Raw genomic sequence first — 25,176 nt, 5'->3', positions numbered from 1 at the left:
CCATCCGCATGACCGTGACCACCGTCAAGCCCGACTCGGCGGCCCAGGCCGCCGACGCGGTGCGCTGGGCCTTATCGGAAGGGACGCCCCTGGACGTCGCCGGTTCGGGGTCCAAGCGCGGCCTCGGGCGCCCGATCCAGACCGCCTACACCCTTGACCTGTCCGGCCTGTCCGGGGTCGTCGCCTACGAGGCGGAGGAGCTGGTGCTCACCGCCAGGGCCGGCACGCCGATGGCCGAGATCCTGCCGATGCTGGAGGAGCGGCGGCAGCAGCTCGCCTTCGAGCCGCAGGACCTCGGGCCGCTGTTCGGCCGGCCGGAGGGGCAGGGGACGCTGGGCGGGGTGGTCGCCAGCGGGTTGGCCGGGCCGCGGCGCATCAGCGCCGGCTCCGCCCGCGATCACACGCTGGGCATCGAGGGGGTGAACGGGCGCGGCGACCTCTACAAGGGCGGCGGCAAGGTGGTGAAGAACGTCACCGGCTACGACGTGCCCAAGCTGATGGCCGGCTCCTTCGGCACGCTGACCGTGCTGACCGAACTGACGGTGAAGGTCCTGCCGGCGCCGGAGGACGTGCGGACGCTTCTGCTGGCCGGGCGCGAGGACGCCGGGGCCGTCGCGGCGCTGACCGCGGCGCTGCAGAGCCCCTACGACGTGTCCGGCGCCGCCCATCTGCCGGCCGCGGTGGCGGCGCGGTCCCATGTGCGAACGGTTGCCGGGGCGGGCGGGGCGGTCACGCTGGTGCGGGTGGAGGGCTTCGGCCCGTCCGTCACCGCCCGCGTCGCCGCGCTGAAGGAGGAGCTTGGCGCCGACGCCGTCCTGGACCGGGACGAGTCGCGGGCGGTGTGGAAGGAAATCAGGGACGTGGCGTTCTTTTGCCCCCACCCTAACCCTCCCCCGCTTCGCAGGGGAGGGGATCAAGCTCCCTCCCCTGCGACAGCGGGGGAGGGCCGGGGTGGGGGTGACGACTCCCGCCACATCTCCCGCCACGTCTGGAAAATCTCCGTCCAGCCCTCCGAAGGGCCGCGCGTAGCGGAGTCGATCCGCTGGGCGCTGGACGCGGAGCTGTATTTCGACTGGGGCGGCGGGTTGATCTGGGCGGCGGTGGCGCCGACCCCCGACGCGGCCGCGGCGATCCGCGGCGCGCTGGGCACCGCCGGTCACGCGACGCTGGTGCGCGCGCCCGAGGACGTGCGGACCACGACGGAAGTGTTCCACCCGCTGCCCGACCCGGTGATGGCGCTGAGCCGCCGGGTGAAGGAAAGCTTCGATCCCTGCGGCATCCTGAACCCCGGCCGCATGTACGCGGGAGTGTAAGGCACCCATGCAGACGAACTTCACGCTGACCCAGCTCGCCAACGCCGATTACCGGGACTCGGAAGCGATCCTGCGCAAGTGTGTCCATTGCGGCTTCTGCACGGCGACCTGTCCGACCTATGTCCTGCTGGGCGACGAGCTGGACAGCCCGCGCGGTCGCATCTACCAGATCAAGGACATGCTGGAGAAGGGAGGGCCGCCCACCGAGCATCAGGTGAAGCACATCGACCGTTGCCTCTCCTGCCTGTCCTGCATGACGACCTGCCCGTCGGGCGTCAACTACATGCATCTGGTTGATCACGCCCGCGCCCATATCGAGGCGACCCACGCCCGCCCGCCCGCCGACCGCGCCATCCGCGACCTGCTGGCGCGCGTGCTGCCCAACCCGCGGCTATTCCGGCTGGCCCTGATCGCCGCCTGGTTCGGCAAGCCCTTCGCCGGTCTGCTGCCGGGTCGGCTGGGCGCGCTGCTGGCGCTGGCCCCGAAGTCGGTGCCGGGGCCGAGCCACAGCGACCGTCCTGGCAGCCATCCGGCGGTTGGGCCGCGCCGCAAGCGCGCCGCCCTGCTCGTCGGCTGCGCCCAGCAGGTGCTGGCCCCGCAGATCAACGAGGCGACCATCCGCCTGCTGAACCGCCACGGGGTCGAGGTGGTGGTGGCCAAGGGGGCCGACTGTTGCGGCGCCCTGACCCATCACATGGGCAAGACCGATCTCAGCGACGCCGCGGCGAAGAAGACCATCGACGCCTGGATCGCCGAGATGGACGGGGAGGGGCTGGACGCCATCATCGTCAACACCTCTGGCTGCGGCACCACGGTGAAGGACTACGCCTACCAGTTCCGCGAGGACGCGGAATACGCGCCCAAGGCGCTGCGCGTGGCGGCCATCGCCCGCGACGTGACGGAGTTCCTGGCGGAGGTCGGGCTGTCTGCCCCGGTGATCGAGACGGGGCAGGCCATCGCCTACCACTCCGCCTGCTCCATGCAGCACGGCCAGCGCATCAAGGACCCGCCGCGGAATCTGCTGCGCGGCGCTGGTTTCCAGGTGAAGGAGATCCCGGAGGCGCATCTCTGCTGCGGCTCCGCCGGCACCTACAACATGCTCCAGCCGGAGATCGCCGTGCAGTTGCGCGACCGCAAGGTCCGCAACATCGAAAGCACGAAGGCCGCCGCCATCGCCGCCGGCAATCTCGGCTGCATCACCCAGATCGCCACCGGGACCGGGCTGCCCGTCGTCCACACGGTGGAACTGCTCGACTGGGCGACCGGCGGCCCGAAACCCGACGCGCTGAGGGACAGCCCGGCCTTCGCCGGTCCTGCCCAAGCGTCGGGTGCTGTGGTGCGCGCCGCGGAGTAGGTCGCCGGGAACCCTCTCCCGTCCCGGGAGAGGGGAGGGGCCCGCGCGAAGCGTGGGAAGGGTGAGGGTGCCGGCAATGGGCAGGCACATGATCCTTGAATGGACCCTCACCCGGCGCCTTCGGCGCCACCCTCTCCCGGGGCGGGAGAGGGCCCCCGCACTGTGTGCCGGCCTCCAACACCGACCTACTTGGACTTTTCGCGGCGTATGGCTAGGTTGGCGCCAACGGGACGATGAGGCGCTCAGTGGACAGCGGGTTCAAGGACGACAGCGACGGCGGTTACGGGATCGGGCGGCGGCTGTCGGCCTGGGGGGTGCATGCTTTCACCGGCAGCGGCGTCGTGCTGGGGCTGCTGGCCCTGCTCGCCGCGGTCAACGGCGAGGCCAAGGCGTGCCTGGGCTGGCTGGGGCTGGCGCTGGTCGTCGACGGGGTGGACGGCACGCTGGCCCGCCGCGCCTCGGTGAAGGAGGTGCTGCCGGGCATCGACGGGTCGGCGCTCGACCTCGTGATCGACTATCTGACCTACGTCGTCGTTCCGGCGGTCTTCATGTACCGCTTCGGCCTGCTGCCCGACGGGCTGGGCGTCGCGCTGGCCGCCTTCATCATGATGACGTCGCTCTACTGCTTCTCGAACACCGGGATGAAGAGCGGCGACAACTATTTCGTCGGCTTCCCAGCGATCTGGAACGTGGTCGCGCTCTATTTGTGGCTCCTGGCGCTCGACCCGTGGATCAACACCGCCGTGGTGCTGGTCCTCGGCCTGCTGACCTTTACGACGGTCAAGTTCCTGCATCCCTTCCGGGTGCGCCGCTGGATGCACCTGAACCTTCTGGTCAGCGGCGCCTGGTTGGCCTCCAGCGCGGCGCTGGTGGTCCTGTATCCGGACCGTCCCGACGCCGTCTGGTATGTCTGGCTGGTCAGCAGCGCCTACTACGCCGCGATCTGCGCGTGGCGGACGCTGCGCGGGCCGGCGGACGCGTAGGACGCGTCAGGGCTTCGCTCAGGGCTTTTCGGGGGCGGTCTCCCGGTTGATGTCGTCCTTGGCGTCGCGGGCCTTCTGCTGGATGGCCGCGCCGGCGTCCTGCATCATGCGGCCGGCCTCGGCGCCGATGCCCTTGGCGGCCTCGCCCACGCGCTCGGCGGTCTGGTCCACCGAGCGCCCGATTTCCTGGCCGGTCTTTTCCGCCGACTGCTGGTCGTCGCAGGCGGCCAGCAGCGGCAGGGCCAGGAGGGGAAGAGCAAGGACGGCGGTGCGAATCCCGTTACGACGAGCCATGGGATGGTCTCCACAGTTGATCCATGGAGGCGTAACGGCTCAGGGAGGCGTTTGGTGCCCGCCTTCCCTCAAAAGCGGTAGGAGGCGGTGATGGCGACGACCGGCCAGAAGCGGGCGGCGCGGATCGAGTCTTCGACCTCGCGGCGCTGGTCCTCCAGCACGGCGGCGATGGCCGGTGTGGTCGCCACGCCCGGGGCGCTCAGGCTGACCCGCGGCTTGCCCTGGAACAGCACGCCGAGATCCACGCCGACGCTGAAGTTGGGGCTGAACACCGTGCCGTTGTAGCCGACGCCGGCATAGGGGGCGACGCGGTCGAAGGTCGCCTTGCCGGTCAGCTCCCCGGCCTGCTGCGGCGTGACCACCACACCGCCGAAGCTGCGCGGGCCGGACAGGGTGCCGGTCAGGTCGGCCTTGTTGTAATTGATCCGCGCACCGCCGCTGATGCGGAAGCCGGTGCCGGCGACCGGATAGAGGTCCAGCACCGCGCCGAAGCTGCGCAGCTTGACGTCCAGGTCGTAATCGACGCCGGAGATGCCGCGGTCGGTGCTGAAGGTGAACATGTTGCCGCCCAGGCGCAGCCCGAACATCGGATTCACCCGGTAACCGGCCTCCAGACCCAGACCCAGCGTGCTGGCCTGCGCGCCGACATGGAAGGGGGACTCGACCGGACCATCCATGGTCTGGGCAGCGGCGGCGGAGGCTCCGGCAACAGCGAGGGCGAAGGCGAGAAGGGCGGCGGTGCGCATGCGGCGTTTCCCCTTGAGACGTCTCGATCGAACGGGGAACGCGGACCAACCGCAAAAGTTGCGGCCGGCGTGGGGCGCCGGCCGCGTTTCAGCTGGCTATGGCCAAACCGCCACAGCGATGGGTCCTGAGCGTGCTCAGAACTGCTCCTCGCTCAGCGCCATGACCGTGCGGTGGGCGGTCAGGATCGGCAGCAGCAGGCCCGGCCCCTGGGCCAGGATCTGCTCGGCGTAGAAGCGCGCGGTGACCAGCTTCGCCTCCAGGAAGGGCGCGTTGGCGCCGGGCCGGCGCAGCCCCTCCAGCGCCTTGGCGGCGGAGCGGGCGAGCATCCAGCCACCGGCCACCGTGCCCCACAGCTTCAGATAGTTCACCGCTCCCGCCGCGGCGGCGCGCAGGTCGCCGTCGTCCTGGGTCTTGACCACCCAGGCCACCGCCTGCTCCAGCGCGTCCAGGCCGGCGGACAGGTTGGTGCGGATCGCCTCCATGTCTTCGCCGGGGATGCTCTCCAGCTCCGCCACCGTGGCGCGCATCTCCCCGATGAAGGTTCGGGCCGACTCGCCGCCGTCGCGGCCGGTCTTGCGGAAGGTCAGGTCGTTGGCGTGGATGCCGTTGGTGCCCTCGTAGATCGGGGTGATGCGGGCGTCGCGGTAATGCTGGGCGGCGCCCGTCTCCTCGATGAAGCCCATGCCGCCGTGGATCTGCACGCCGGTGGAGGCGACGTCGCAGCCGATGTCGGTGCTCCACGCCTTCACAATGGGGGTCAGGATGTCGACACGGGCGGTCGCGGCGGCCCGCACCGCGGCGTCCTCGTGGTGGCGGGAGACGTCGAGCTGGGTGCCGGCGTAGAGCGCCAGCGCGCGGGCGGCCTCCGTCTTGGCGCGCATGTCCAGCAGCATCCGGCGCACGTCGGGGTGGCGGATGATGGCGACGCCGGAGCCCTTCGGGTCGGCCAGATCCTTGCTCTGCACGCGGCCCTTGGCGTAGTCGCGGGCCTGCTGGTAGGCGCGCTCGGCGATCGCCACGCCCTGGATGCCGACGCCGAGGCGGGCGTTGTTCATCATGGTGAACATGTATTCGATGCCGCGGTTCTCCTGGCCGACCAGGAAGCCGATGGCGCCGCCATCGTCGCCGAAGGCCATCACGGCGGTGGGGCTGGCCATGATGCCCAGCTTGTGCTCCAGGCTGGCGCAGCGCAGGTCGTTGCGCGCGCCCGGCGTGCCGTCCGCGTTGGGCAGGAACTTCGGCACGATGAACAGGCTGATGCCCTTGATGCCCGGAGGCGCGTCGGGCAGGCGGGCCAGCACCAGATGGACGATGTTGTCCGTCAGGTCATGCTCGCCGTAGGTGATGAAGATCTTCTGGCCGGTGATGCGGTAGGTCCCGTCCTCCGCCCGCACGGCGCGGGTGCGCACGGCGGCGAGGTCGGAGCCGGCCTGCGGCTCCGTCAGGTTCATGGTGCCGTTCCACTCGCCGGCGATCATCTTCGGCAGGTAGAGCGCCTTCTGCTCGGCGCTGGCGTGCTCGGTCAGCAGATCGACGGCGCCCTGGGTCAGCAGGGGGCACAGGCCGAAGGACAGGTTGGCCGCCTGCCACATCTCGTTCACCGCGAAGGCGACGGTCCAGGGCAGGCCCTGCCCGCCATACTCCGGCTCGAAGGGCAGGCTGTTCCAGCCGCTCTCGGTGAACTGGCTGTAGGCGTCCTTCCAGCCGGTCGGCGTGCGGACCACGCCGTTCTCCAGCACCGAGCCTTCCTTGTCGCCGACCCGGTTCAGCGGGGCGAGAACGCCGGAGGCGAACTTGCCGGCTTCCTCCAGCACGGCGTCGACCAGATCGGGGGCCGCCGAATCGCAGTTCGGCAGCGCGGCGACCGTTTCGAGGCCGACCACCTCGTTCAGGACAAAGCGGAGGTCATCGACCGGAGCGGTGTAGGGAATCATGGATGGAGCGGCCTCCCGTGACCCGATTGTGCGTGCCCGATTGCGCGTGCCCGATGGTCCGTGAACGCGTCTTGGGCGGTTTACGTGCGCGTCACCATACCGTACCGAATGGTGCATGGCGAGCCTCGCCGTCGGGCATGAATATTGGCATCTGGGTTGCGGTGCGAACAGCGCGCCTGCGACGCAGGAGAGGCCGCCGGACTTGGCATCGCGGTTGCAAGAGTGGGGCAGCACCGCTCACAGGGGTTCCTCCCATGACCATCGCCTCCGCCCTTGCCCGTCAGGCCGAATCCGCCGTCCAGGCCGCGAAGACCAGCCGCGGGCCGGAGAACGTCGAGGCGGCGGTCCGCAACGCCAGCGCCAAGACCGGGGTCGATTTTTCCTACCTCATGGAAAAAGCTGCCGTGGAGAGCGGGTACCGGACGGACGTGAAGTCCTCCTCCTCCTCGGCGACCGGGCTCTACCAGTTCATCGACAGCACGTGGCTGGCGACGATGCGCGACCACGGGGCGGACCACGGCTACGCCAAGTACGCCAACGCGATCCAGACGCGCGGCGACGGGCGGCCCTACGTCACCGATCCCGACCTGAAACGGGAGATCCTCGACCTGCGCAAGGACCCCAACGCCTCGGCCCTGATGGCCGCGGAATACACCCGCGACAACAAGGAGTATCTGGAGGACACGGTCAAAGGGAAGGTCGGCTCCACCGAACTCTACATGGCGCATTTCCTCGGGGCGGGCGGGGCCTCGAAGTTCCTGAACGCCATGCAGGACAGCCCCAACCGCGCCGCCAAGGAGCTGTTCCCCGATGCCGCCTCGGCCAACAAGGCGGTGTTCTTCGACAAGGACACCGGCCGGGCCAAGTCGCTGAAGGACATCTACGACCGTTTCGCGACGAAGTTCGCGGAGTCGCCCAACGCCGACTTCGCCCCGGCCCAGACCGCCATCGACCGGGTGCGCCGCCAGGACATGCCGGACGGCTTCACCACCCAGGTGCCCAGCATGCCGCAGAAGGCGCTGAACGGCACGCCGCTGTCGATCTACCATGTGCTGGCCCTGAACGCGCTGGAGACGCCGGACGAGGTGGACAGCATCTCCGGCAGGCCCGCCCGTGGCCGCCGCCCGGACGGCGAGGACAAGGACAACCGCCGCATGCGCGACCAGCCGGTCCGCACGGATCAGAACGAGCACACCGGGCTGGGCCTCGGGTTGGGGCTGTCCAAGGTGGTCGGGCAGGGGACGTCGGTTGGCGCTGCGGCTGGAGCGGAGACGGGCAAGGCGGCTTGATCGGCTGATCGTCAGTCTAAAGGTCCTTGAGCCGGTCGCGGGCGTCGGCCGCGATGGCCGCGAACACCCGGCGGTCGCCGGGCAGCAGCGCGTCGGCGGTCAATTGTCGGTGCGGCTCGAACCGCAACCCCGCACGCCGCGCCGCCGTGGCGCTTCCCCAGAAGGCCGGCGGTCGATGGCGCAGGCCCGCCGCATGGCGCGGTTCGCGCAGCCGCACCTCTCTCAGCACGTTGGTCAGGTCGAAATCGATCAGGACCCGCCGCCCGCCAGGGCCGCTCAGACGAATCCAGGCGTGGAAGGGGAAGGACTCCGTCTCCTGCCGCCGCTGCGCCGGATCGGGCGGGCGGACATCGGCGGGCGCCGCCGGATAGCCGAGCCAGCGCGCCCGGCTCCGGGCATCGGACGCGCGGAAGACTACGCGGCCCAGCGCGACCTCGGCCCGACCGTGGCCCAGAGCCTCCAGCAGCATCGCGCCGGCGAAGGCGTAATACTGGCAGCCGCCCAGCCGGTGGGTGTGGACCAGATCGCGGTGCAGCGGGTGGGCGGTCACCGCCCCATGCACCGCCTGCCGGACGCGTTCCCGCTCCGGCGGCAGGGCCTCGGACACGGACGTGCCGGGCACCGGCGCCGTCTCGGCCTCGCCCAGCATCAGGCGCATCCACGCCGACATCGCGAGAAGCATCGCCGCCTCCGTTTCGCGGTTACCGACCGACTCCTACGAACAGGCCGGAACCGCGAAAGGTCGCACGGGGCAGGCAGAGCACCTCTTAGGGCAGCACTCCTTACGGGAGCATCTTGCCGGGGTTCAGCAGGCCCCTGGGGTCGAGCGCGGTCTTCATGGCGCGCAGCAGGTCGAACTCGACCGGGCTCTTGATGACCGGCATCTCGTCCTTCTTGAAGCGGCCGACACCATGCTCGGCGGAAATGGAGCCGTCCAGGTCGAAGATGACCTCGTTCACGACGTGGCAGATCTCGTCCCAGCGGGCAAGGTAGGCGGCGGTGTCGGCGCCCTGCGGCTGGCTGAGGTTGAAGTGGATGTTGCCGTCCCCGACATGGCCGAAGGGGGTGGGGCGGATGCCGGGGCAGGCCGCGGCCACGGCGGCCTCGGCGCGCTCGATGAACTCGGCGACGCGCGAGACCGGGACCGACACGTCGTTCTTGATCGAGCCGCCCTCGAACTTCTGCGCCTCGACGATGGCCTCGCGGATGAACCAGAGCTGATTGGCTTGGGTTTCCGACTGGGCGATGGTGGCGTCGGTGGCCAGCTCCGCCTCGAAGGCTTCGCCCAGCGCCGCCTCGACCGTCTCGCGGAAGGCGTCGGACTGGGTGCCGGCGGTCAACTCGGTCAGCACGTACCAGGGCGACGGCTCCGACAGCGGGTCGATGGTGCCGGCGACGTGCTTGAGCGCGAATTCCAGGCAGCGGCGCGACATCAGCTCGAAGGCGGCAACCGCGTCGCCCGACGCTTCGCGCAGGCGGGCCAGCAGCTCGATGGCGGCGGCGGGGCTGGGCACGGCGATGAAGGCCGTCTCCGCCTGGCGCGGGCGCGGGTAGAGCTTCAGCACCGCGGCGGTGACGATGCCCAGCGTGCCCTCCGCCCCGATGAACAGGTGCTTCAGGTCGTAGCCGGTGTTGTTCTTGCGAAGGCTGCGCAGGCCGTTCCAGACGCGCCCGTCGGCCAGCACGACCTCAAGACCCAGCACGAGGTCGCGCATGTTGCCGTAGCGCAGCACGTTGATGCCGCCGGCGTTGGTGGAGATCAGCCCGCCGATCTGGCAGGTGCCCTCCGCCCCCAGGCTCATCGGCAGCAGGCGGTCCTTGTCCTTCGCGGCCTCCTGCGCGGTCTTCAGGACGACGCCGGCCTCCACCGTCATGGTGTAGTTCAGCGTGTCGATGCCGCGGATTTTGTTCATCCGCGACAGGCTGATGACGATCTCGCGCCCTTCCTCGTAGGGGATGGAGCCGCCGACGAGGCTGGTGTTGCCGCCCTGCGGGACGACCGGGATGCCGGCCTCCGCGCAGATTTTCACCACCGCCGCGACCTCCTCGGTGCTGGCCGGGCGGACCACCGCCGGGCTGTTGCCCTTGAAGCGCCCACGCCATTCCGACAGGTAGGGGGCCATGTCCTCCGGCGCGGTGAGAAGGCCGTTCGGGCCGACGATGGCGCGGATCTGGTCGAGGGCGGTGGCGAGGCTGGCGGCGTCAGGGCTGGAGGCAGGGCTGGCGGAGGTCATGGGCGGACGGTCCGGGGGCTGGAGAGAGCATTGCCCCCACCCCGACCCTCCCCCGCTGTCGCAGGGGAGGGGGCTTTCTATCCCTCTCCCGCGCAAGCGGGGGAGAGAGGGACCCGCGAAGCGGGAGGGTGGGGGCTCGTTGCGAGACTCTTATCGCCTCGCCGTCCGTTTTTCCACTACCCCCGATCCATCACCCCCGCGGGGCGGCGGCCCGCCGCAGCCGGTCGTTGATGGCGACGCCCAGCCCCTCGTCCGGGATCGGCATCACGGCAATGGCGCGGGCACCCTCCTGGTCGAGAGCGCGGAGATGGGCGAACAGGTTCGCCGCCGCCTCGTTCAGGTCGCCCTGGAGGCTCAGGTTCAGCCGGGCCTTGCCGCCGCGGATGAAGCGGTCGGGGCCGAAGGTCAGGAACGCCTCGTCCTCCTCGGCGCTCGTGGCGTTCAGCCGCACCGGGGCGTCGGGGGCGTAGTGGCTTTCCAACTGGCCGGGCGACGTCGGGGCGTCCGGGTTGCCGGCGGAAACCTGGATGGGGCCGATCAGCCGCTCGATCTCCTCGCGCAGCACGGCGCCGGGGCGCAGCAGCACGGGCGTCGCGCCGGTCAGGTCGAGCACGGTCGACTCCACTCCGACCTGGCACTTGCCGCCGGCCACCACCATGCTGACCCGGTCGCCCAGGCTCTCGATGACGTGGTGGGGGGCGGTCGGGCTGACCGCGCCGGAGCGGTTGGCGCTGGGTGCTGCGATCGGCTTGCCGGCGGCCTTCAGCAGCGCCTGCGCCACCGGATGGCCGGGCACGCGCACCGCCACGCTGTCCAAGCCGGCGGACACCAGAAGCGACAATCCGGCCTCGGCCCGGCGGGGCAGGACCAGAGTCAGCGGGCCGGGCCAGAACTGATGGGCCAGCTCCACCGCGCGCTCGTCGAGCACGGCGATGGCCTCGGCCGACTGCAGGTCCGGCACATGGGCGATCAGCGGATTGAACTGCGGGCGGCCCTTGGCGGCGAAGATCGCGGCCACGGCCCGGTCGTCGGTGGCGTCGCCGCCGAGGCCGTAGACGGTCTCGGTCGGGAAGGCGACCAAGTCGCCGCTGCGCAGGGCCTCGCCGGCGCGGGCGAGGCCGGCGGGCGTGGCGGGGATGATGTCGGGATGCTTGTCGGTCACGGGGCGATTTGTAAAGCGTCGGGGGATGAAGTCAATTCGCGCGGTTGCGCCGGCTCTGTCCAAGCCTTATGACGGGTGTGCGCGATAAACAACCAAATGATGGGTGTGGGCATGGCGGGCAAGGTCTTCACCGTGGCTCAGCAGAAGGGCGGGGCCGGCAAGACCACGCTGGTGGCTCACCTCGCCATTGCCTGGATGCAGCTCGGGCGCTCGGTCGCCACGGTGGACATCGACCCGCAGGGCAGCCTGACCCGTTGGCACGCGGTGCGGGCGGAGGCCACGGGCGGAGAGCCCGGTTTCAGCCATGTCCAGATCACCGGCTGGCGCACCCAGACCGAGGTCGAGAAGCTGGCCCGCGACCACGACATCGTGCTGATCGACAGCCCGCCCCACGCCCAGACGGAGGCCCGCATCGCCGTGCGCGCCGCCAGTCTCGTCATTGCCCCGGTGCAGCCCAGCCCGATGGACCTGTGGGCGGTGCAGCCGACGCTGGACCTCGCCGCGCAGGAGAAGCGCCGGCTGCTGCTGGTGCTGAACCGCGTGCCGCCGCGCGCCCGCATCGCCGACGAACTGATCGCGCGGGTCCGCGACCTCGTGAACCCGCCGGCCGTGGACATCGCGGAGTCGCAGATCGGCAACCGCACCGCCTACGCCGGGACCCTGCTGTCCGGCCTGTCGGTGACCGAGGCTGCCCGCAAGACCCAGGCGGCAGCGGAGATGCAGGCGCTGGCGGAAGAAATCCTGACCCGCGCCGGATAAGTTCGGGATGCCGGATAAGTTCGGGATGCTTGTGTAGGCGCTGGCGTGGGGGCCTCATGGACGGCACAATTCAGAGCGTCGATCTCGTCGAGCATCTGACGGCCAACCCGCAACTCGGCCGCCTCCTGCGGGACGGCGACGACAGCGCGGTCGCGGCCGTCTTCGACCGCTGCGTTCTGAACAACCACCTGATGTTCCCGGTCACGCCGGATCTGCGCTGCTTCCGGCGGCATTTCGGCATGTTTCATGAGATGGCCTACGGCATGGTGGGGCAGGCACCCTCGCCGGTCTTCCTGCAGGCGCTCGACCAGCCCGAGCCGCCCGGCCGGTATCTGGCGATGGGCGGCAACGACAATTACTTCCATTGGTGCCTGGATCACCTGCCGCGGCTCGTCTTCGGCATGCTCACGGACGGCGCGGAACGGCGGGTCATCATGGATGGCCCCCCCAACGCGTGGCAGGCGGCCTCGCTGCGCCTCTTCATGATCGGGCTGAAGCTCGACAGGCTGGATCTGCACGTCAGCCGCAGCGATTGGAGCTGCTATCCCGATTGCCTCGTGCCGCTTCCGTTGCGGTCGCAGGCGGTGGCGATCTGGAATGTGGTGCTGAACCACGCCCGCGACGTCCTGCCGGCGCCATCCGGGGTGAAGCGGCTGTTCGTTCTGCGCCGGAACACCAGCAAGCGCTTTGCCGTGAACCAGGACGAGGTGGCGGAGGCACTGAAGCCGTTGGGATTCCTCGCCGTCGATCCGGGAAGCCTCACCTTCGAGGAGCAGGTCGCCCTGTTCAGCGACGCGGAGCTGATCGTCGGTTGCCACGGTGCGGCCCTGACCAACATCCTGTTCGCCCCGGCGGGCGCCACCCTGATCGAACTGCGTGGCCGTGTTCTGCAACCCTTCTTCGGGAATCTCGCCGTCCAGCGGGGGATGCGCCATCGCGATCTCGCCTGCATCGAACAGCCCGACAGCCATCCCGACATCATCGAGCGGGACTACGTCGTTCCGCTCGATGCGCTGCGCGAACTCCTCGCCGGGGTCGGCGTCCGCTGACGCGGCGGGGGAGAGGTTCCCCGCCGCATCCCGGAGCGATCACAGCGCCTGCAGCGCCTTCAGCACCGCGGCGACATGGCCGGTGACCTTCACCTTGCGCCAGACGTTGCGGACGACGCCGTCCTTGTCGATCAGGAAGGTCGCGCGCTCCAGCCCCATGTATTTGCGGCCGTACATGCTCTTCTCGACCCACACGCCGTAGGCCTCGGCAACGCCGGTTTCCTTGTCGGAGGCCAGCGTGAAAGGCAGCTCGTACTTCGCCTTGAACTTGTCGTGGCTGGCCACGCTGTCCTTGGACACGCCGATGATGACGGCGTCGAGCCCGCTGAAGTCCGGGAGCTGGTCGCGGAAGCCACAGGCCTCCGACGTGCAGCCGGAGGTGTCGTCCTTCGGGTAGAAGTACAGCACCACCGGCTTGCCCCGCAGGGCGGACAGCGTGACGCTGCCGCCGCCGTCGGTCGGCATGGTGAAGTCCGGGGCCGGGGTGCCGACCTCGATCGGGGCGGCGTTGTTGGCTTCGCTCATGGGAGTTTGGCTTCTTCGTTGGTCTCTGGAGGAGGCAGTCTTGACGCCGGCTCCTCGACCAGCGCCACGAAATGGCGGTGGGCGCGGGCGGCGATGCCCCGGATTCTGCTGTCGAGCGCGGCGAAGTCAACCGCCGGCTCCTCCTCCGGGAAAGCGGCGCGTGACAGCCCCTCCCGCAGCGTCGGCGAAACCTGACGCGGATCGAGCACCCCGTCGGTGGTCAGGCGCAGGAACCCCTGCACGCGGCGCCACAGCTTCAGCGTCGCCACCAGCTCCTCCGCAACCTCCGGCGCCAGCAGCCCGGCCGCGGCGGCGTTGAGCAGGGCGCGGCTGGTCGCGATGGACAGGATGTCCGGATGCGCGTGCCCATGGCGGAGCTGGAGATACTGGGCCGTGAACTCGATGTCGATCAGGCCGCCGCGGGCGTATTTGACGTTCCACGGGTTGGTGGTGCCGAACTCCTTGTCGATGCGGCGGCGCATGTCGGCGACGTCCCACAGCACCTTGGCCGGGTCGCGCGGGCCGGTCAGCACGCCGCGGATGGCCGACTCGACCTTATGACCCAGCGCCGGATCGCCGCCGATGACGCGGGCGCGGGTCAAGGCCATGTGTTCCCACGTCCAGGCGTCCTTGGCCTGATAGGCGGTGAAGGCGTCCAGCGCGGTGGCCAGCGGTCCGGCGTTGCCCGACGGGCGCAGCCGCATGTCCACCTCGTACAGCCGCCCGTCGGCCATCGGGGCGGTGATGGCGTTGGTCAGGCGCTGCGTCAGCTTGATGTAATATTCGTTGGGAGCCAGCGGCTTGGCCCCGTCCGACTGGCGGGTACCCGGCGGCACCTCGTAGACCACGATCAGGTCGATGTCGGAGGTGATGGTGAGCTGCCGGCTGCCCAGCTTGCCCATCGCCACCACCACCCAGGCGCCGCCGGGGATGCGGCCATGGCGGGCAGCGAATTCCTCCTCCACGCGGGCGGCCAGTTCCGGCACCACCACGTCGGCCAGATCGGCGAGGAAGGGGCCGCAGCGGTCGCCGTCGGTGATGCCGCGCAGGATGTGCGCCCCGGCGCGGAAGCGCTGGTCGTTGGTCCAGCGCCGCGACAGGGTCAGCACGTCCTCGAAGTTGTGCGCTCCGGCGATGAAGCGCTGGTACTCCGGCGTCAGCCCCGCCGCGTTGGGCAGCGGGTCGAAGAAGTCGGGCGACAGCACGGCGTCGAGCAGCGACGGGTTGCGCGACAGCGTCTCGGCAAGCTGCGGCGCCGTGCCCATGATCTCCGCGACCAGGGCGAGCAGCCAGGGGTTGGCGATGAACAGCGAGAACAGCCCGACCCCCGCCGGCAGCCGCTCCAGGAAGCTGTCGAACTTGACCAACGCGTCGTCCGGGGCGGGGGTCTTGGCCAGCTCGTTCAGCATGGCCGGCACCAGCTCGGTCAGCAGCTCCCGCGCGCGGCCCGAGCGCGTGGAGCGGTAGCGCCCGCGGTGCCAGGTGGAAACCACGGCAATGACCCGGCTGGGGTCGCGGTAGCCCATGCCGGCCAGCGTCTTCACCGTGCCGGGGTCGTCGTCGGTGCCGGTGAAGACAAGGTTGCCGGGGCCGGACAGCGACGGCGCCTCCTCGAACAGCTCGGCGTAGCGGTCCTCCACCCGGCCGAGCTGGGCCAGCAGGTCGGCGCGGAAATCCTCCACCCGCTCGTAGCCCAGGAAGGTCGCGAGATGGGCCACCCCCTCGTCGTCCGCCGGGATCTGGTGGGTCTGCCGGTCGTCGGTCATCTGGATGCGGTGCTCGACCCGGCGCAGGAAGCGGTAAGCCTCCTCCAGCTCCTCCACCGCCGCCTCCGGCACGCGGCCGACCGCGCACAGCGCCTTGTTCGCCAGCAGGGTGGGGGCGATGCGCACGCGGATGTCGCGCCCGCCGAAGATCAGCTGCTGGGTCTGGGCGAAGAACTCGATCTCGCGGATTCCGCCCCGGCCGACCTTGATGTCGTGGCCGTTCACCGTCACTTCACGATGGCCCTTGTGGGCGTTGATCTGACGCTTGATGGAATGGATGTCCTGGATGGCCGCGAAGTCGAGGTGGCGCCGCCACACGAACGGTTCGAGGAAACGCAGGAAATGCGCCCCCGCTTCCGGATCGCCGGCGATCGGGCGGGCCTTGATCATGGCCGCGCGCTCCCAGTTCTGCCCGACGCTGCCGTAGTAAATTTCGGCCGCCGAAACCGACACCGCGAGCGGCGTCGCCCCGGGATCGGGACGCAGCCGCAGATCTGTACGGAAGACGTAGCCGTCCTTGGTCCGTTCATCCATAATGCGGACAAGATCGCGCGCGATACGAATGAACGTGCGGGCGAGGTTGTCCGGCTGGGGCGTTTGCACGACGGCGTCGTCGTACAGGACGATCAGGTCGATATCGCTGGAATAGTTGAGTTCGCGCGCACCAAGTTTGCCCATGCCAAGCACGATCAGGCCCGACCCGACCCATGGCCGCTGCGGTTCCGGCAGCGTCAGCGTCCCCGCCTCCGCGGCGCGGCGCAGCAGGTGGTTTGCCGCCATCCGCACCGACGTCTCGGCGATGTCGGACAGCGCGCCGGTGACGGCCTCCAGCTCCCACGCGCCGGTGATGTCGGCGACGGCGATCAGCAGCGCCGCCCGCCGCTTGGCAACGCGCAGGGCGGTCATCAGCCGGTCGATGTTGCGCTCCTCCGCGCAGTCCGCCTCCAGCCGGCGCAGCAGCGCCGCGAAGGCGGCGTCGTACCCCTGCGTCACCATTTCGCGGACGAAGGGCAGCTCGCGCGTCAGGATCTGGCCGAGATACGGGCTGTTGCCGCACACCGCGTCGATCAGCGCCCGGCCCTCGGCCGAATCGGCGTACGCCTCGGCCCAGGCGCGCAAGGCGTCGCCGTCGCCGGTGCGGTCGCCGTCGTTGTCTGCGGCGCTCGCCGCCTCGGCGCGCCAGCGCTCCAGGCCGCGTTCGGCGAGGGCGGTGTCGAAGGGTTTCGGCAGCGTGGTGGTCATGGTCGCGGCTATCCCTGCACAAGAACTGAGCAGGAAGGTGCGCGGTCGCGAGGGTCCGGTCAACTGTGACAACGCGCGGGCATCGTCGCCGGGACACCGACCGTGATCCGGCGCACCGCGAAGATTCTCGCCTGGACCACCGCGGGCGCGGTCGTCGTCGTCGGCGCTGCCGGCGGGCTGTTCGCGTGGCGGCTGGCCCAGGGGCCGATCGCCCTCGACCCGCTGACTCCCTATGTGGAGCGGGCGCTGAGCGACCCGCAGGGCCGCTACAGCGTCGATGTCGGCCAGCTCGTCCTGTCCTGGGTGGATGAGGAGGAGAGCGACGGGCTGACCCGGCTGGACCTGCGGGCCATCGACGTGCACGCGGTCAACGCCGAGGGGGACGAGCTTGCGGCGGTGCCGGAGCTGGGCGTCGGCTTCTCCGTGCGCGCGCTGTTCCAGGGCAGGCTGTCGCCGACCCGGCTCGACCTGGTGCGACCGCGCCTCCAAGTGGTGCGCCGGGCCGACGGCAGCCTGGATTTCGACGTGCGCTCGATTCCGTCTCCCGGCGAGCCGGAGAAGGACGAGCCGGACGGCGGCCCCGATTTCGCGGGGGAGATCGTCGCCACCCTGATGCAGCCCCCGGACATCGCCCGCCCGCTGGGCCTGCTGCGGCGGTTGACCGTCGTCGGCGCCGACCTGACGGTGACGAACCGCATGCTGGGCCTGTCCTGGCACGCCAACCGCGCCGACATCGTGCTGACCCGCGACGGGACGGAGATCGTCGGCGGGGCGCAGCTTCTGCTCGACCTCGACGGGCGGACGGCGGCGGTGGAGGCGTCGGGCGTCCATCGCATGGCCGATGCGGAAACCGCGCTGTCCACCCGCTTCGACGGGCTCCAGCCGGCGGCGCTGGCCAAGATCGGCCCGCTGCTGGCGCCGCTGTCGGCGGTGACCGTTCCCCTTGGCGGGCGCATCGACGCCACCCTGGATTCGCGGTTCGAGCCGGTGCGCTTCAGCTTCGACCTGCAGGGCGGCGCGGGGGAGGTCAGCCTGCCCGCGCTGCGGCCCGACCCCTACCGTGTCGACCGTGTGCGGCTGCGTGGCGGGCTGGACGTGCCGGGCCGGCGGGCGGAACTGGAGCGGCTGGACCTCGCGTTCGACGGGATGGCGGTGTCCGGGCGTGGCAACCTGCGGGAGCAGGGCGGGCAGCGCAGCGGCAGCCTGCGGCTCGACCTGACGGCGGGCGGCACGCGGGCCTCGCTCGACCTCGACGGCACGCAGGTTCCCGACAAGGGCGCGTCGGTCGCAGCAACGCTCGACGGGCTGGTGCCCGCCGCGCTGGCCGGCCTCGCCCCGGCGTTGACGCCGCTGGCCGCGGCGCAGCTCCCCCTGTCCGGCACGGCCAGCGTGGAGCTGGACCCCGACGGGCAGCCGCGCAGCGGGCGGGCGGAGCTGACGGCCGGGGCCGGCCGCGTCGTTCGGCCGGACCTGTTTCCGGAGCCGCTGCCCGTCGCCTCCGCCGCCCTGACGGTGGCCGGCGACCGCGCCTCGGGTCAACTGAACGTGGAGCGGCTGGCGGTCGATCTCGGCGGGCCGACCGTGGAGGGAACGGCGCAGGCCACCATCGCCCGGTTCGGCACGCCGGACGCCCGCCTGTCGGTGGAAGCCGCCGTGACGGCCAAGCGGGTGCCGGCGGACGAGCTTCCCCGGCTGTGGCCGCTGGGGGTGGGGAAGAACGCGCGGGAGTGGGTGACCGAAAACCTGTCGCGCGGCGTCGTGCCGGAGGCGACGGCGACCGTCCGGGCCGGCGGGCCGCTGTCCGACCTCGCGGCGATCGACGTGACGCATTTCCAGGCCGGCATCAAGGCCGAGGACATGACGGTGGACTATTTCCACCCGCTGCCCAAGGTTGCCGGGTTGGGGGCGGAGGTGTCCACCGACGGCAAGACCTTCACCATCCACACCAAGGGCGGGCGGATCGAGGACGTCCAACTCGGCGAGGGCACGATCGTCATCGGCGGCCTGGACACCGGCAAGGAGACCATGGACATCCGCGTCCCGGTCCGCGGGCCGGTGCGCACCATCCTGACCGTCCTCGACAGCCCGCCGCTGGGCTATCCCAGCCGCCTCGACCTCGACCCCAAGCGCACGCAGGGGCAGGCCGACGCGCAGCTCCATTTCCAGTTCCCGCTGCTGGTCGATCTGAAGGTGGAGCAGCTGAACCTGGACGTCGCGGCGAAGCTGCGCGGCGTCGGGGTGGAGAAGGTGGCCGCCGGGCTGACCGCGACCGAGGGCGACCTGACGCTGGCGCTCGACATGAACGCCATGACGGTGAAGGGCAACACCAAGCTGGACGGCATCCCTGTCACCATCGACTGGAAGGAGCAGTTCACCTCCACCGCCAAGGGGCCGCGCACCCGCATCGCCGTGAAGGGCGACGTGGACGCCGAGGACCTGCGCAGCCACGGCATCGACCTCGGCGAGCATGTCGCGGGGCCGCTGGGGGCGGACGTGCTGTTCACCGTGGACCAGCGCCGCCGCTTCGGCCTGACCGCCGGGTTGAACCTGGAGAAGACCCATCTGCGCATCGACGAGCTGGGCTGGGAGAAGCGGCCCGGCGTCCCTGGCACCGGCAAGCTGGCGCTGGAGTTCCAGAAGGACCGGGTGACCCGCATCACCGGCCTGTCGGTCGATGCCGGGGGGCTGCGCGCCCAGGCGGTCGTCGACCTCGCTCCGCAGACCATGGCGGTCACCAAGGTGGCGGTCAGCCAGATGTCCGTCGGCCAGACCGACCTGAAGGCCGACGTGACGGTGCATGATGGCGGCAAGAGCGGCTATTCCGGGACCATCACCGGCCAGAGCCTGGACGCCCGCGTCCTGGCCGGCAAGGCCGACCCGCCCGGCGGCAAGAAGCAGGGACCGCCCGACGAGAAGCCGCTGCCGCTCGACTTCGACCTGAAGCTGAACCGCGTTGTCTTCGGGGATGGCCGCCACCTGTCCGACGTGGCCGGGCGGATCAAGCGCGACCGCCTGTCCTGGACGGCGCTCGACGTGACGGCGAAGGCGGGGCGCGACGGGGCGGTGTCCCTGCGCTTCCTGCCGGGCGCCCAGGGATTCTACGACGTGGCCATCTCGGCCAGTGACGCCGGCGCGACCTTCCGCGCGCTCGACATCAACGACCGGGTGCAGGGCGGGGCGCTGGCGATCACCGGGCGGACGGTGGAGCCGCGCGCCGACGCCGCCATCGAAGGCCGGCTGGAGCTGACCGATTACGCGCTGGTCGATCCGCCGGTCCTGGCCCGTATCCTGAACTCCATCTCTCCCTCCGGCTTCGCCGAACTGATGGGCGGCGGCAAGGGCATCCGGTTCGGGCGGGCGGTCAGCGACTACCGCAAGGACGGGCGCCTGCTGACGATCAAGGACCTGCGCACCTCAGGCTCCGCGCTCGGCCTCACCCTGGGAGGGGAAATCGACATCGAGACCGACACCGCCAACCTGCGCGGCACCATCGTGCCGATCTATGGGCTGAACCGCCTGATCGGCCAGATTCCGTTGTTGGGCGACGCGCTGAGCGGTGGCGAGGGGCAGGGCATCTTCAGCGCCACTTGGCACGTCCGCGGCCCGCTGGGCGACCCGGACGTGACGGTGAACCCGCTCGCCATGCTGGCGCCGGGCTTCCTGCGCAACCTGTTCTTCCTGGGTGACGGAGGCGACGGCAAGGAAGCGCCGTCGCCAGGGACTTTCGAGAAGTAGAGGGCGGATTGTTCATCCCTCGCCCCTCTGGGGAGAGGGTGCCCGCGAAGCGGGCGGGTGAGGGGGTTGCGCTTGTGCCGGACGGTCCGCCACGCGCAACCCCCTCACCCTAACCCTCTCCCCGGAGGGGAGAGGGGACATCAGGGAGATTCAGCGGTGCCTCACACGGCCTTGACCAGCGCGTGACGCTTTTTGCCGGCGCTCAGCTTGATGACGCCGTCGGCGTTCAGATCGGCGGCGGTGGCCTTGGCGGCCTCGTCGGGGATGGCGGCGTCGTTCATCTTGGCGCCGGCGCCCTTGATGAGGCGGCGCGCCTCGCCCTTCGACGCGGCCAGCCCGGCGGAGACCAGCAGATCCACCACCGCGACCCCGGCCTCAAGCTCGGCGCGGGGCACGTCGATGCTCGGCAGGCCTTCGGCGGCAGCGCCCTGCTCGAAGGTGCGGCGGGCGGTCTCGGCGGCTTCCAGGGCGGCTGCCTCGCCGTGGGCGAGCTTGGTCACTTCGTGGGCGAGGATCTTCTTGGCCTCGTTGATGCCGGCGCCCTCAAGGGCTTCCAGCCGCGCCACCTCGTCCAGCGGCAACTCGGTGTAGAGGCGCAGGAAGCGGCCGACGTCGGCGTCCTCGGTGTTGCGCCAGTACTGCCAGAAATCATAGGCGCTGAGCTTGTCGGCGGTCAGCCACACCGCGCCCGCCGCCGTCTTGCCCATCTTGGCGCCCGACGCGGTGGTCAGCAGCGGCGTGGTCAGGCCGAACAGCTCCGCCCCGTCGGTGCGGCGGCCCAGCTCGACGCCGTTGATGATGTTGCCCCACTGGTCCGACCCGCCCATCTGGAGCATGCACTTCTCGCGCCGGAACAGCTCCACGAAATCATAGGCCTGGAGAATCATGTAGTTGAATTCCAGGAAGGTCAGCGGCTGCTCACGATCCAGCCGCAGCTTGACCGATTCGAAGGTCATCATGCGGTTGATCGTGAAGTGCCGCCCGATGTCGCGCAGCAGCGGGATGTATTTCAGCGCGTCCAGCCAGTCGGCGTTGTTGACCATCACCGCGTCCGTGGGACCGTCGCCGAAGGACAGGTAGCGCCCGAAGATGCGCTTGATGCCCGCCATGTTGGCGTTGATGATCTCGTCGGTGAGGAGCTGGCGTGCCTCGTCCTTGCCGGAGGGGTCGCCGATCTTGGTCGTGCCGCCGCCCATCAGGACGATCGGCTTGTGGCCGGTCTTCTGCAGCCAGCGCAGCATCATGATCGGCAGCAGGCTGCCCACATGCAGGCTGTCCGCCGTGCAGTCGAAGCCGATGTAGGCGATGATCGGCCCCTTCGCCGCGCGCTCGTCGAGCCCGGCGAGGTCGGTGCACTGGTGGATGAAGCCGCGTTCCTGCAGCGTGCGGAGGAAATCCGATGTCAGCGTCGTCATGGCCGCGATCCGGCTGTCGTGGTAGGGTCCAGGGTCGCGTCTGTTAGCATGGAACGCGCGGCCCCACAATTCTCGGGGCTGATTCGACAAAGGATTGAGGCAGGGAATGCAGACGGTCGTCGGGCTGATGAGCGGCACCTCCATGGACGGGATCGACGCGGCGCTGGTCCGCACCGACGGCGAACGCCGGGTGGAGCCGCTGGCCTTCGTCACCATCCCCTACGAGGACGGCTTCCGCGCCGACCTGCGCTCCTGCCTCGGCGGCAAGGGGTCGGTGGAGGCGGTCGAGCGGGCCCTGACCGACGCCCACGCCGACGCCGTGCGCCGCCTGCTGGTGGAGGCCGGGGTGGAGGCCGCCACGGTGGACCTGATCGGCTTCCACGGCCATACGATCTTCCACGACCCGGCGCAGCGCCGCACTTGGCAGATCGGCGATGGCGCGTGGCTGGCGCGGGCGACCGGCATCGCCGTGGTCAACGACTTCCGCACGGCAGACGTGGCGGCGGGCGGGCAGGGCGCCCCCCTGGTGCCGCTGTTCCACCGCGCGCTGGCCGACGCCCTGCCGCGCCCGCTGGCCGTGCTGAACATCGGCGGCGTCGCCAACGTCACCTGGATCGGCGAGGGGACGGACGACGTGATCGCCTGCGACACCGGGCCGGGCAACGCGCTGGTGGATGACTGGGTGCTGTCCGGCCAGGGCGCCCGCTACGATTCCGGCGGGGCGCTGGCGGCGGGGGGGCTGGTGGACGAGGGCGCCTTGGCGGTCTTGCTCGCCCATCCCTATTTCGACCAGCCGGCGCCGAAGTCGCTCGACCGCGACGCCTTCGATCCGGCGCCCGTGCGCGGGTTGTCGGTGAAGGACGGGGCGGCGACCCTGACCGCTTTCACCGCCGCGTCGGTCGCCCGCATCGTCCCGCATTTGCCGGAGGCGCCGCGGCGCTGGCTGGTCTGCGGCGGCGGGCGGCACAACGCGACGCTGATGGGGATGCTGGCCGACCGGCTGGGCGTGCCGGTCGATCCGGTGGAGGCGGTGGGCTGGAACGGCGACGCGCTGGAGGCCGAGGCCTTCGCCTATCTGGCGGTGCGCAGCCGCAAGGGCCTGCCGCTCAGCCTGCCGTCCACCACCGGCGCGCCCCGGCCGATGACCGGCGGGCGCTTCCACCCGCTGTGACGCCTCAGGGGAGCGCGGCCTTCATGGCACCCAGTCGAATGGCGTCCAGGCGACGGCGGCTTTGCGCCAGCGCTGCGCTGTCGAGCCGCCCGTCGCGTCCGGCGTCGATCAGGCAGTCCAGGGCTGGGAACGTCTGCTCCCAGTCGTAGGACACCAGAAGGATGTCCACCCCGGCGTTCAGCGCCGCGACGGCTCCCCGGCACAGCCCGCCGTTGAAGACCGCGCCCATGGTCATGTCGTCGGTGACAATGATTCCCTGATACCCCCAGTCTGCCCGCAGCAGACCCCCGACCACACGCCGGGACAGCGAGGCGGGCGCCAGCGGGTCCACTGTGGCAAGGGTGGCGTGCCCGACCATCAGCCAGGCGTCGAGCCGTCCGAGAATTTCCCTGAAGGGGCGCCAATCCCTCCGCTCCAGCGCGTCGGTGGGGGTGTGCAGGGTGGCGCCGATGATGTGCGTGTCCTCGACCACCCCACCCAGGCCGGGGAAATGCTTCAATGTCGGGGTGACGCCAGCCTGCCGCAGCGCCTCGCCATAGGCCAGTGCGACCTCCGTAACGGTGGCCGGGTTGTCGGAAATCGCGCGGCGGGCGATCTGGCTGCCGAAATCAAGCGAATGGGTCGGGTTGTCTGTTCGCAAGTCAACCACGGGGGCGAAATTGACGGTGACGCCCAAAGCGGCCAACTCCTCGCCATGGATGGCGCCATAGGCCAGCGCCGCGGCCCGGCGCTGGTCAGCGGGGTGATCCGCCAGCGTTCCGATGGGCGGCAATGCGGTCAGCGGCGGCGAAAGGCGGGAGACGATCCCGCCCTCCTGGTCGGCGGCGATGGCCAGCGGAGGCAGTCCCGCCTCACGGCGCAGCGTCTGCAAGCGTGCGATGTCGGCGCGCAACCCCTCCGCCGAACGGGCGGCGATGTTGGAGCGGGTGACGAAAATCCCACCGATCAGACCGTTGGCCGCCAGCGGCTCGACATCGGCCAAGGTGCCGTAGCCGATCATCAGATGACGACCGATATCGCGGGCCATGGCTTCGCGGTTGGCCAGCACCCGCTGTTTCTGCAGCAGGAAACGGCCTTCCATCGTCAACGCAACCACAGGACCCGCCGCGCAGAGTGCAAGCAGGAGCCAGCCCAGCGGACGGCGGTTTTTCCGCAGCCACCAGGAGGCCAGCGCCACGCCGAGCGCTCCCGCGCACAGCACGGCCGCCAGAGCCCAGCAGCGGATGGAGAACAGGTAAGGAGTCCGGATCGCCAAGGCAGCGCAGAGCGCCAGCGCGCCGCTGAGCCACAACGCCGTCGGCACCGCCATCCTTATGGTGGACCGCGCCACGGTGTCTATGCGGCTCATGGCGTCGTGTCAGGGACGCGGGCGGCTGTTGTCGGTGCAATTGTCGGCGTGCTTGCACCAGTTGCCGAAGGTGCTGGCGAGCTGGGCGTCGCTGCAACCGGACAGCAGCAGCGCCGCGAGGCCGGCGAGGACGGTGAGCCGAAGGGTCTTCACAACGGTCGCTCCGCTCGTCGTTTCAACGCTCATTCCGCCACGGCGGCGACGGGGTTGCCCATCGCGCGGTCCAGATAGTCGTCCACCTGCACCGCCAGATCGTCGCTGCGGTTGGCGAAGAAATGGTTGGCGCCCGGCACCACGCGGTGGTCGATCCGGATGTCTTTCTGGTGCGACAGCTTGGTCACCAGCTTGTTCACCGCCGCTCCCGGAACCAGCTCGTCCTTGTCGCCGTGGATGATCAGGCCGGAGGACGGGCAGGGCGCCAGGAAGGAGAAGTCGAAGAGGTTGGCCGGCGGCGAGACGGACACGAAGCCGTCGATCTCCGGACGGCGCATCAGAAGCTGCATGCCGATCCACGCCCCGAAGGACACGCCGGCGATCCAGCAGACCGGGGCGTTGGGGTTGTGGGTCTGCAGCCAGTCCAGCGCCGCCGCCGCGTCGGCCAGTTCCCCTTCGCCCTTGTCATAGGTGCCCTGGCTGCGGCCGACCCCCCGGAAATTGAAGCGCAGGGCCGAGTAGCCGCGCTTCGTGAAGGACTGGAACAGGGTGAAGACCACCTTGTTGTTCATGGTCCCGTTGTGATGCGGGTGCGGATGCAGCAGCAAGGCCATCGGCGCGTTGGGGATCGTGCCGTGTGTGTAGCGCCCTTCCAGACGTCCGGCCGGACCGTTGATCATCACTTCAGGCATGGGAACGGCGA

The 25,176-nt window shown here is 70.3% G+C and carries 20 protein-coding genes; 8 read left to right on the top strand and 12 right to left on the bottom strand.

Annotated features, from left to right (window positions below):
* Positions 1-8 precede the first annotated feature (8 nt).
* From ACFPMG_RS16770 to pcsA, 3 genes are all read left to right on the top strand, one after another.
* Positions 9-1,313 (top strand): FAD-binding protein, encoded by a 1,305-nt coding sequence (locus ACFPMG_RS16770; protein ID WP_376996290.1) that lies wholly within the window; start codon positions 9-11, stop codon positions 1,311-1,313.
* 7 nt (positions 1,314-1,320) lie between these two features.
* Positions 1,321-2,667, top strand: coding sequence for a glycolate oxidase subunit GlcF (gene glcF / locus ACFPMG_RS16765; RefSeq protein WP_376996289.1), 1,347 nt, complete (start codon positions 1,321-1,323; stop codon positions 2,665-2,667).
* 245 nt (positions 2,668-2,912) lie between these two features.
* Complete coding sequence (pcsA, locus tag ACFPMG_RS16760) at positions 2,913-3,650, top strand: phosphatidylcholine synthase (protein WP_376996288.1); 738 nt, start codon at positions 2,913-2,915, stop codon at positions 3,648-3,650.
* 18 nt (positions 3,651-3,668) lie between these two features.
* Here pcsA and ACFPMG_RS16755 read toward each other — a convergent pair whose 3' ends face one another.
* From ACFPMG_RS16755 to ACFPMG_RS16745, 3 genes are all read right to left on the bottom strand, one after another.
* Complete coding sequence (locus ACFPMG_RS16755; RefSeq protein WP_376996287.1) at positions 3,669-3,944, bottom strand: hypothetical protein; 276 nt, start codon at positions 3,942-3,944, stop codon at positions 3,669-3,671.
* A 68-nt stretch (positions 3,945-4,012) separates the two neighbouring features.
* Complete coding sequence (locus ACFPMG_RS16750) at positions 4,013-4,690, bottom strand: hypothetical protein (protein WP_376996286.1); 678 nt, start codon at positions 4,688-4,690, stop codon at positions 4,013-4,015.
* 135 nt (positions 4,691-4,825) lie between these two features.
* Entirely contained in the window at positions 4,826-6,625 is a 1,800-nt protein-coding gene (locus ACFPMG_RS16745; RefSeq protein ID WP_376996285.1) for an acyl-CoA dehydrogenase, read from the bottom strand.
* A gap of 254 nt (positions 6,626-6,879) precedes the next feature.
* On the opposite strand from ACFPMG_RS16745, the gene ACFPMG_RS16740 reads away from it, so the two are divergent.
* Positions 6,880-7,914 carry a hypothetical protein gene (locus tag ACFPMG_RS16740; RefSeq protein WP_376996284.1) on the top strand — a complete coding sequence of 345 codons (1,035 nt, stop codon included), beginning with the start codon at positions 6,880-6,882 and terminating at the stop codon, positions 7,912-7,914.
* A gap of 16 nt (positions 7,915-7,930) precedes the next feature.
* Here ACFPMG_RS16740 and ACFPMG_RS16735 read toward each other — a convergent pair whose 3' ends face one another.
* The 3 genes from ACFPMG_RS16735 to ACFPMG_RS16725 form a co-directional block, all read right to left on the bottom strand.
* A complete protein-coding gene (locus ACFPMG_RS16735; protein ID WP_376996283.1) occupies positions 7,931-8,596 on the bottom strand; it encodes a hypothetical protein in 666 nt (221 codons plus the stop codon).
* Between the two features lie 100 nt (positions 8,597-8,696).
* The gene (locus ACFPMG_RS16730) at positions 8,697-10,148 is read right to left on the bottom strand and encodes an FAD-binding oxidoreductase (protein ID WP_376996282.1); all 1,452 of its coding nucleotides are present in this window, start codon (positions 10,146-10,148) and stop codon (positions 8,697-8,699) included.
* A gap of 190 nt (positions 10,149-10,338) precedes the next feature.
* The gene (locus ACFPMG_RS16725) at positions 10,339-11,310 is read right to left on the bottom strand and encodes an L-threonylcarbamoyladenylate synthase (protein ID WP_376996281.1); all 972 of its coding nucleotides are present in this window, start codon (positions 11,308-11,310) and stop codon (positions 10,339-10,341) included.
* A gap of 111 nt (positions 11,311-11,421) precedes the next feature.
* Here ACFPMG_RS16725 and parA point away from each other — a divergent pair, with 111 nt between their 5' ends.
* On the top strand, positions 11,422-12,069 hold the full coding sequence (parA, locus tag ACFPMG_RS16720; RefSeq protein WP_376996427.1) for a ParA family partition ATPase: 648 nt from the start codon (positions 11,422-11,424) through the stop codon (positions 12,067-12,069).
* A 56-nt stretch (positions 12,070-12,125) separates the two neighbouring features.
* Positions 12,126-13,118, top strand: a complete 993-nt coding sequence (locus ACFPMG_RS16715; RefSeq protein ID WP_376996280.1) for a glycosyltransferase family 61 protein — start codon at positions 12,126-12,128, stop codon at positions 13,116-13,118.
* Between the two features lie 39 nt (positions 13,119-13,157).
* On the opposite strand, the gene bcp is transcribed toward ACFPMG_RS16715, so the two are convergent.
* Both bcp and ACFPMG_RS16705 read right to left on the bottom strand, forming a co-directional pair.
* Complete coding sequence (bcp, locus tag ACFPMG_RS16710) at positions 13,158-13,643, bottom strand: thioredoxin-dependent thiol peroxidase (RefSeq protein ID WP_376996279.1); 486 nt, start codon at positions 13,641-13,643, stop codon at positions 13,158-13,160.
* Positions 13,640-16,651 (bottom strand): bifunctional [glutamine synthetase] adenylyltransferase/[glutamine synthetase]-adenylyl-L-tyrosine phosphorylase, encoded by a 3,012-nt coding sequence (locus ACFPMG_RS16705; protein ID WP_376996278.1) that lies wholly within the window; start codon positions 16,649-16,651, stop codon positions 13,640-13,642. Before ACFPMG_RS16705 ends, bcp begins: the two co-directional genes overlap by 4 nt.
* 102 nt (positions 16,652-16,753) lie before the next feature.
* On the opposite strand from ACFPMG_RS16705, the gene ACFPMG_RS16700 reads away from it, so the two are divergent.
* On the top strand, positions 16,754-20,386 hold the full coding sequence (locus ACFPMG_RS16700) for a YhdP family protein (protein WP_376996277.1): 3,633 nt from the start codon (positions 16,754-16,756) through the stop codon (positions 20,384-20,386).
* Between the two features lie 161 nt (positions 20,387-20,547).
* Here the strand turns inward: ACFPMG_RS16700 and tyrS are convergent, their stop codons facing one another.
* Positions 20,548-21,801 carry a tyrosine--tRNA ligase gene (tyrS, locus tag ACFPMG_RS16695; RefSeq protein WP_376996276.1) on the bottom strand — a complete coding sequence of 418 codons (1,254 nt, stop codon included), beginning with the start codon at positions 21,799-21,801 and terminating at the stop codon, positions 20,548-20,550.
* Between the two features lie 106 nt (positions 21,802-21,907).
* Here tyrS and ACFPMG_RS16690 point away from each other — a divergent pair, with 106 nt between their 5' ends.
* On the top strand, positions 21,908-22,972 hold the full coding sequence (locus ACFPMG_RS16690; RefSeq protein WP_376996275.1) for an anhydro-N-acetylmuramic acid kinase: 1,065 nt from the start codon (positions 21,908-21,910) through the stop codon (positions 22,970-22,972).
* 4 nt (positions 22,973-22,976) lie between these two features.
* Here the strand turns inward: ACFPMG_RS16690 and ACFPMG_RS16685 are convergent, their stop codons facing one another.
* The 3 genes from ACFPMG_RS16685 to ACFPMG_RS16675 are packed head-to-tail and all read right to left on the bottom strand — an operon-like array spanning position 22,977 to position 25,165.
* Entirely contained in the window at positions 22,977-24,320 is a 1,344-nt protein-coding gene (locus ACFPMG_RS16685) for a glycoside hydrolase family 3 N-terminal domain-containing protein (protein ID WP_376996274.1), read from the bottom strand.
* 9 nt (positions 24,321-24,329) lie between these two features.
* Positions 24,330-24,473, bottom strand: a complete 144-nt coding sequence (locus ACFPMG_RS16680) for a hypothetical protein (protein WP_186466172.1) — start codon at positions 24,471-24,473, stop codon at positions 24,330-24,332.
* Positions 24,474-24,502: 29 nt separating this feature from the next.
* A complete protein-coding gene (locus ACFPMG_RS16675; protein ID WP_014239834.1) occupies positions 24,503-25,165 on the bottom strand; it encodes an alpha/beta hydrolase in 663 nt (220 codons plus the stop codon).
* Between the last annotated feature and the right edge of the window lie 11 nt (positions 25,166-25,176).

It is taken from the genome of Azospirillum himalayense (genome assembly GCF_042657465.1).
GTDB classification, from domain to species: Bacteria; Pseudomonadota; Alphaproteobacteria; order Azospirillales; family Azospirillaceae; genus Azospirillum; species Azospirillum himalayense.
This window is presented reverse-complemented; position numbering and strand designations above follow the sequence as displayed.

Coding starts and splice junctions, on each gene's coding strand:
- ACFPMG_RS16770 (WP_376996290.1), top strand. CDS start 9: ATGACCGTGACCACCGTCAAGCCCGACTCGGCGGCCCAGGCCGCCGAC.
- glcF (WP_376996289.1), top strand. CDS start 1,321: ATGCAGACGAACTTCACGCTGACCCAGCTCGCCAACGCCGATTACCGG.
- ACFPMG_RS16755 (WP_376996287.1), bottom strand. CDS start 3,944: ATGGCTCGTCGTAACGGGATTCGCACCGCCGTCCTTGCTCTTCCCCTC.
- ACFPMG_RS16750 (WP_376996286.1), bottom strand. CDS start 4,690: ATGCGCACCGCCGCCCTTCTCGCCTTCGCCCTCGCTGTTGCCGGAGCC.
- ACFPMG_RS16745 (WP_376996285.1), bottom strand. CDS start 6,625: ATGATTCCCTACACCGCTCCGGTCGATGACCTCCGCTTTGTCCTGAAC.
- ACFPMG_RS16740 (WP_376996284.1), top strand. CDS start 6,880: ATGACCATCGCCTCCGCCCTTGCCCGTCAGGCCGAATCCGCCGTCCAG.
- ACFPMG_RS16735 (WP_376996283.1), bottom strand. CDS start 8,596: ATGCTTCTCGCGATGTCGGCGTGGATGCGCCTGATGCTGGGCGAGGCC.
- ACFPMG_RS16730 (WP_376996282.1), bottom strand. CDS start 10,148: ATGACCTCCGCCAGCCCTGCCTCCAGCCCTGACGCCGCCAGCCTCGCC.
- parA (WP_376996427.1), top strand. CDS start 11,422: ATGGCGGGCAAGGTCTTCACCGTGGCTCAGCAGAAGGGCGGGGCCGGC.
- ACFPMG_RS16715 (WP_376996280.1), top strand. CDS start 12,126: ATGGACGGCACAATTCAGAGCGTCGATCTCGTCGAGCATCTGACGGCC.
- bcp (WP_376996279.1), bottom strand. CDS start 13,643: ATGAGCGAAGCCAACAACGCCGCCCCGATCGAGGTCGGCACCCCGGCC.
- ACFPMG_RS16705 (WP_376996278.1), bottom strand. CDS start 16,651: ATGACCACCACGCTGCCGAAACCCTTCGACACCGCCCTCGCCGAACGC.
- tyrS (WP_376996276.1), bottom strand. CDS start 21,801: ATGACGACGCTGACATCGGATTTCCTCCGCACGCTGCAGGAACGCGGC.
- ACFPMG_RS16690 (WP_376996275.1), top strand. CDS start 21,908: ATGCAGACGGTCGTCGGGCTGATGAGCGGCACCTCCATGGACGGGATC.
- ACFPMG_RS16685 (WP_376996274.1), bottom strand. CDS start 24,320: ATGAGCCGCATAGACACCGTGGCGCGGTCCACCATAAGGATGGCGGTG.
- ACFPMG_RS16675 (WP_014239834.1), bottom strand. CDS start 25,165: ATGCCTGAAGTGATGATCAACGGTCCGGCCGGACGTCTGGAAGGGCGC.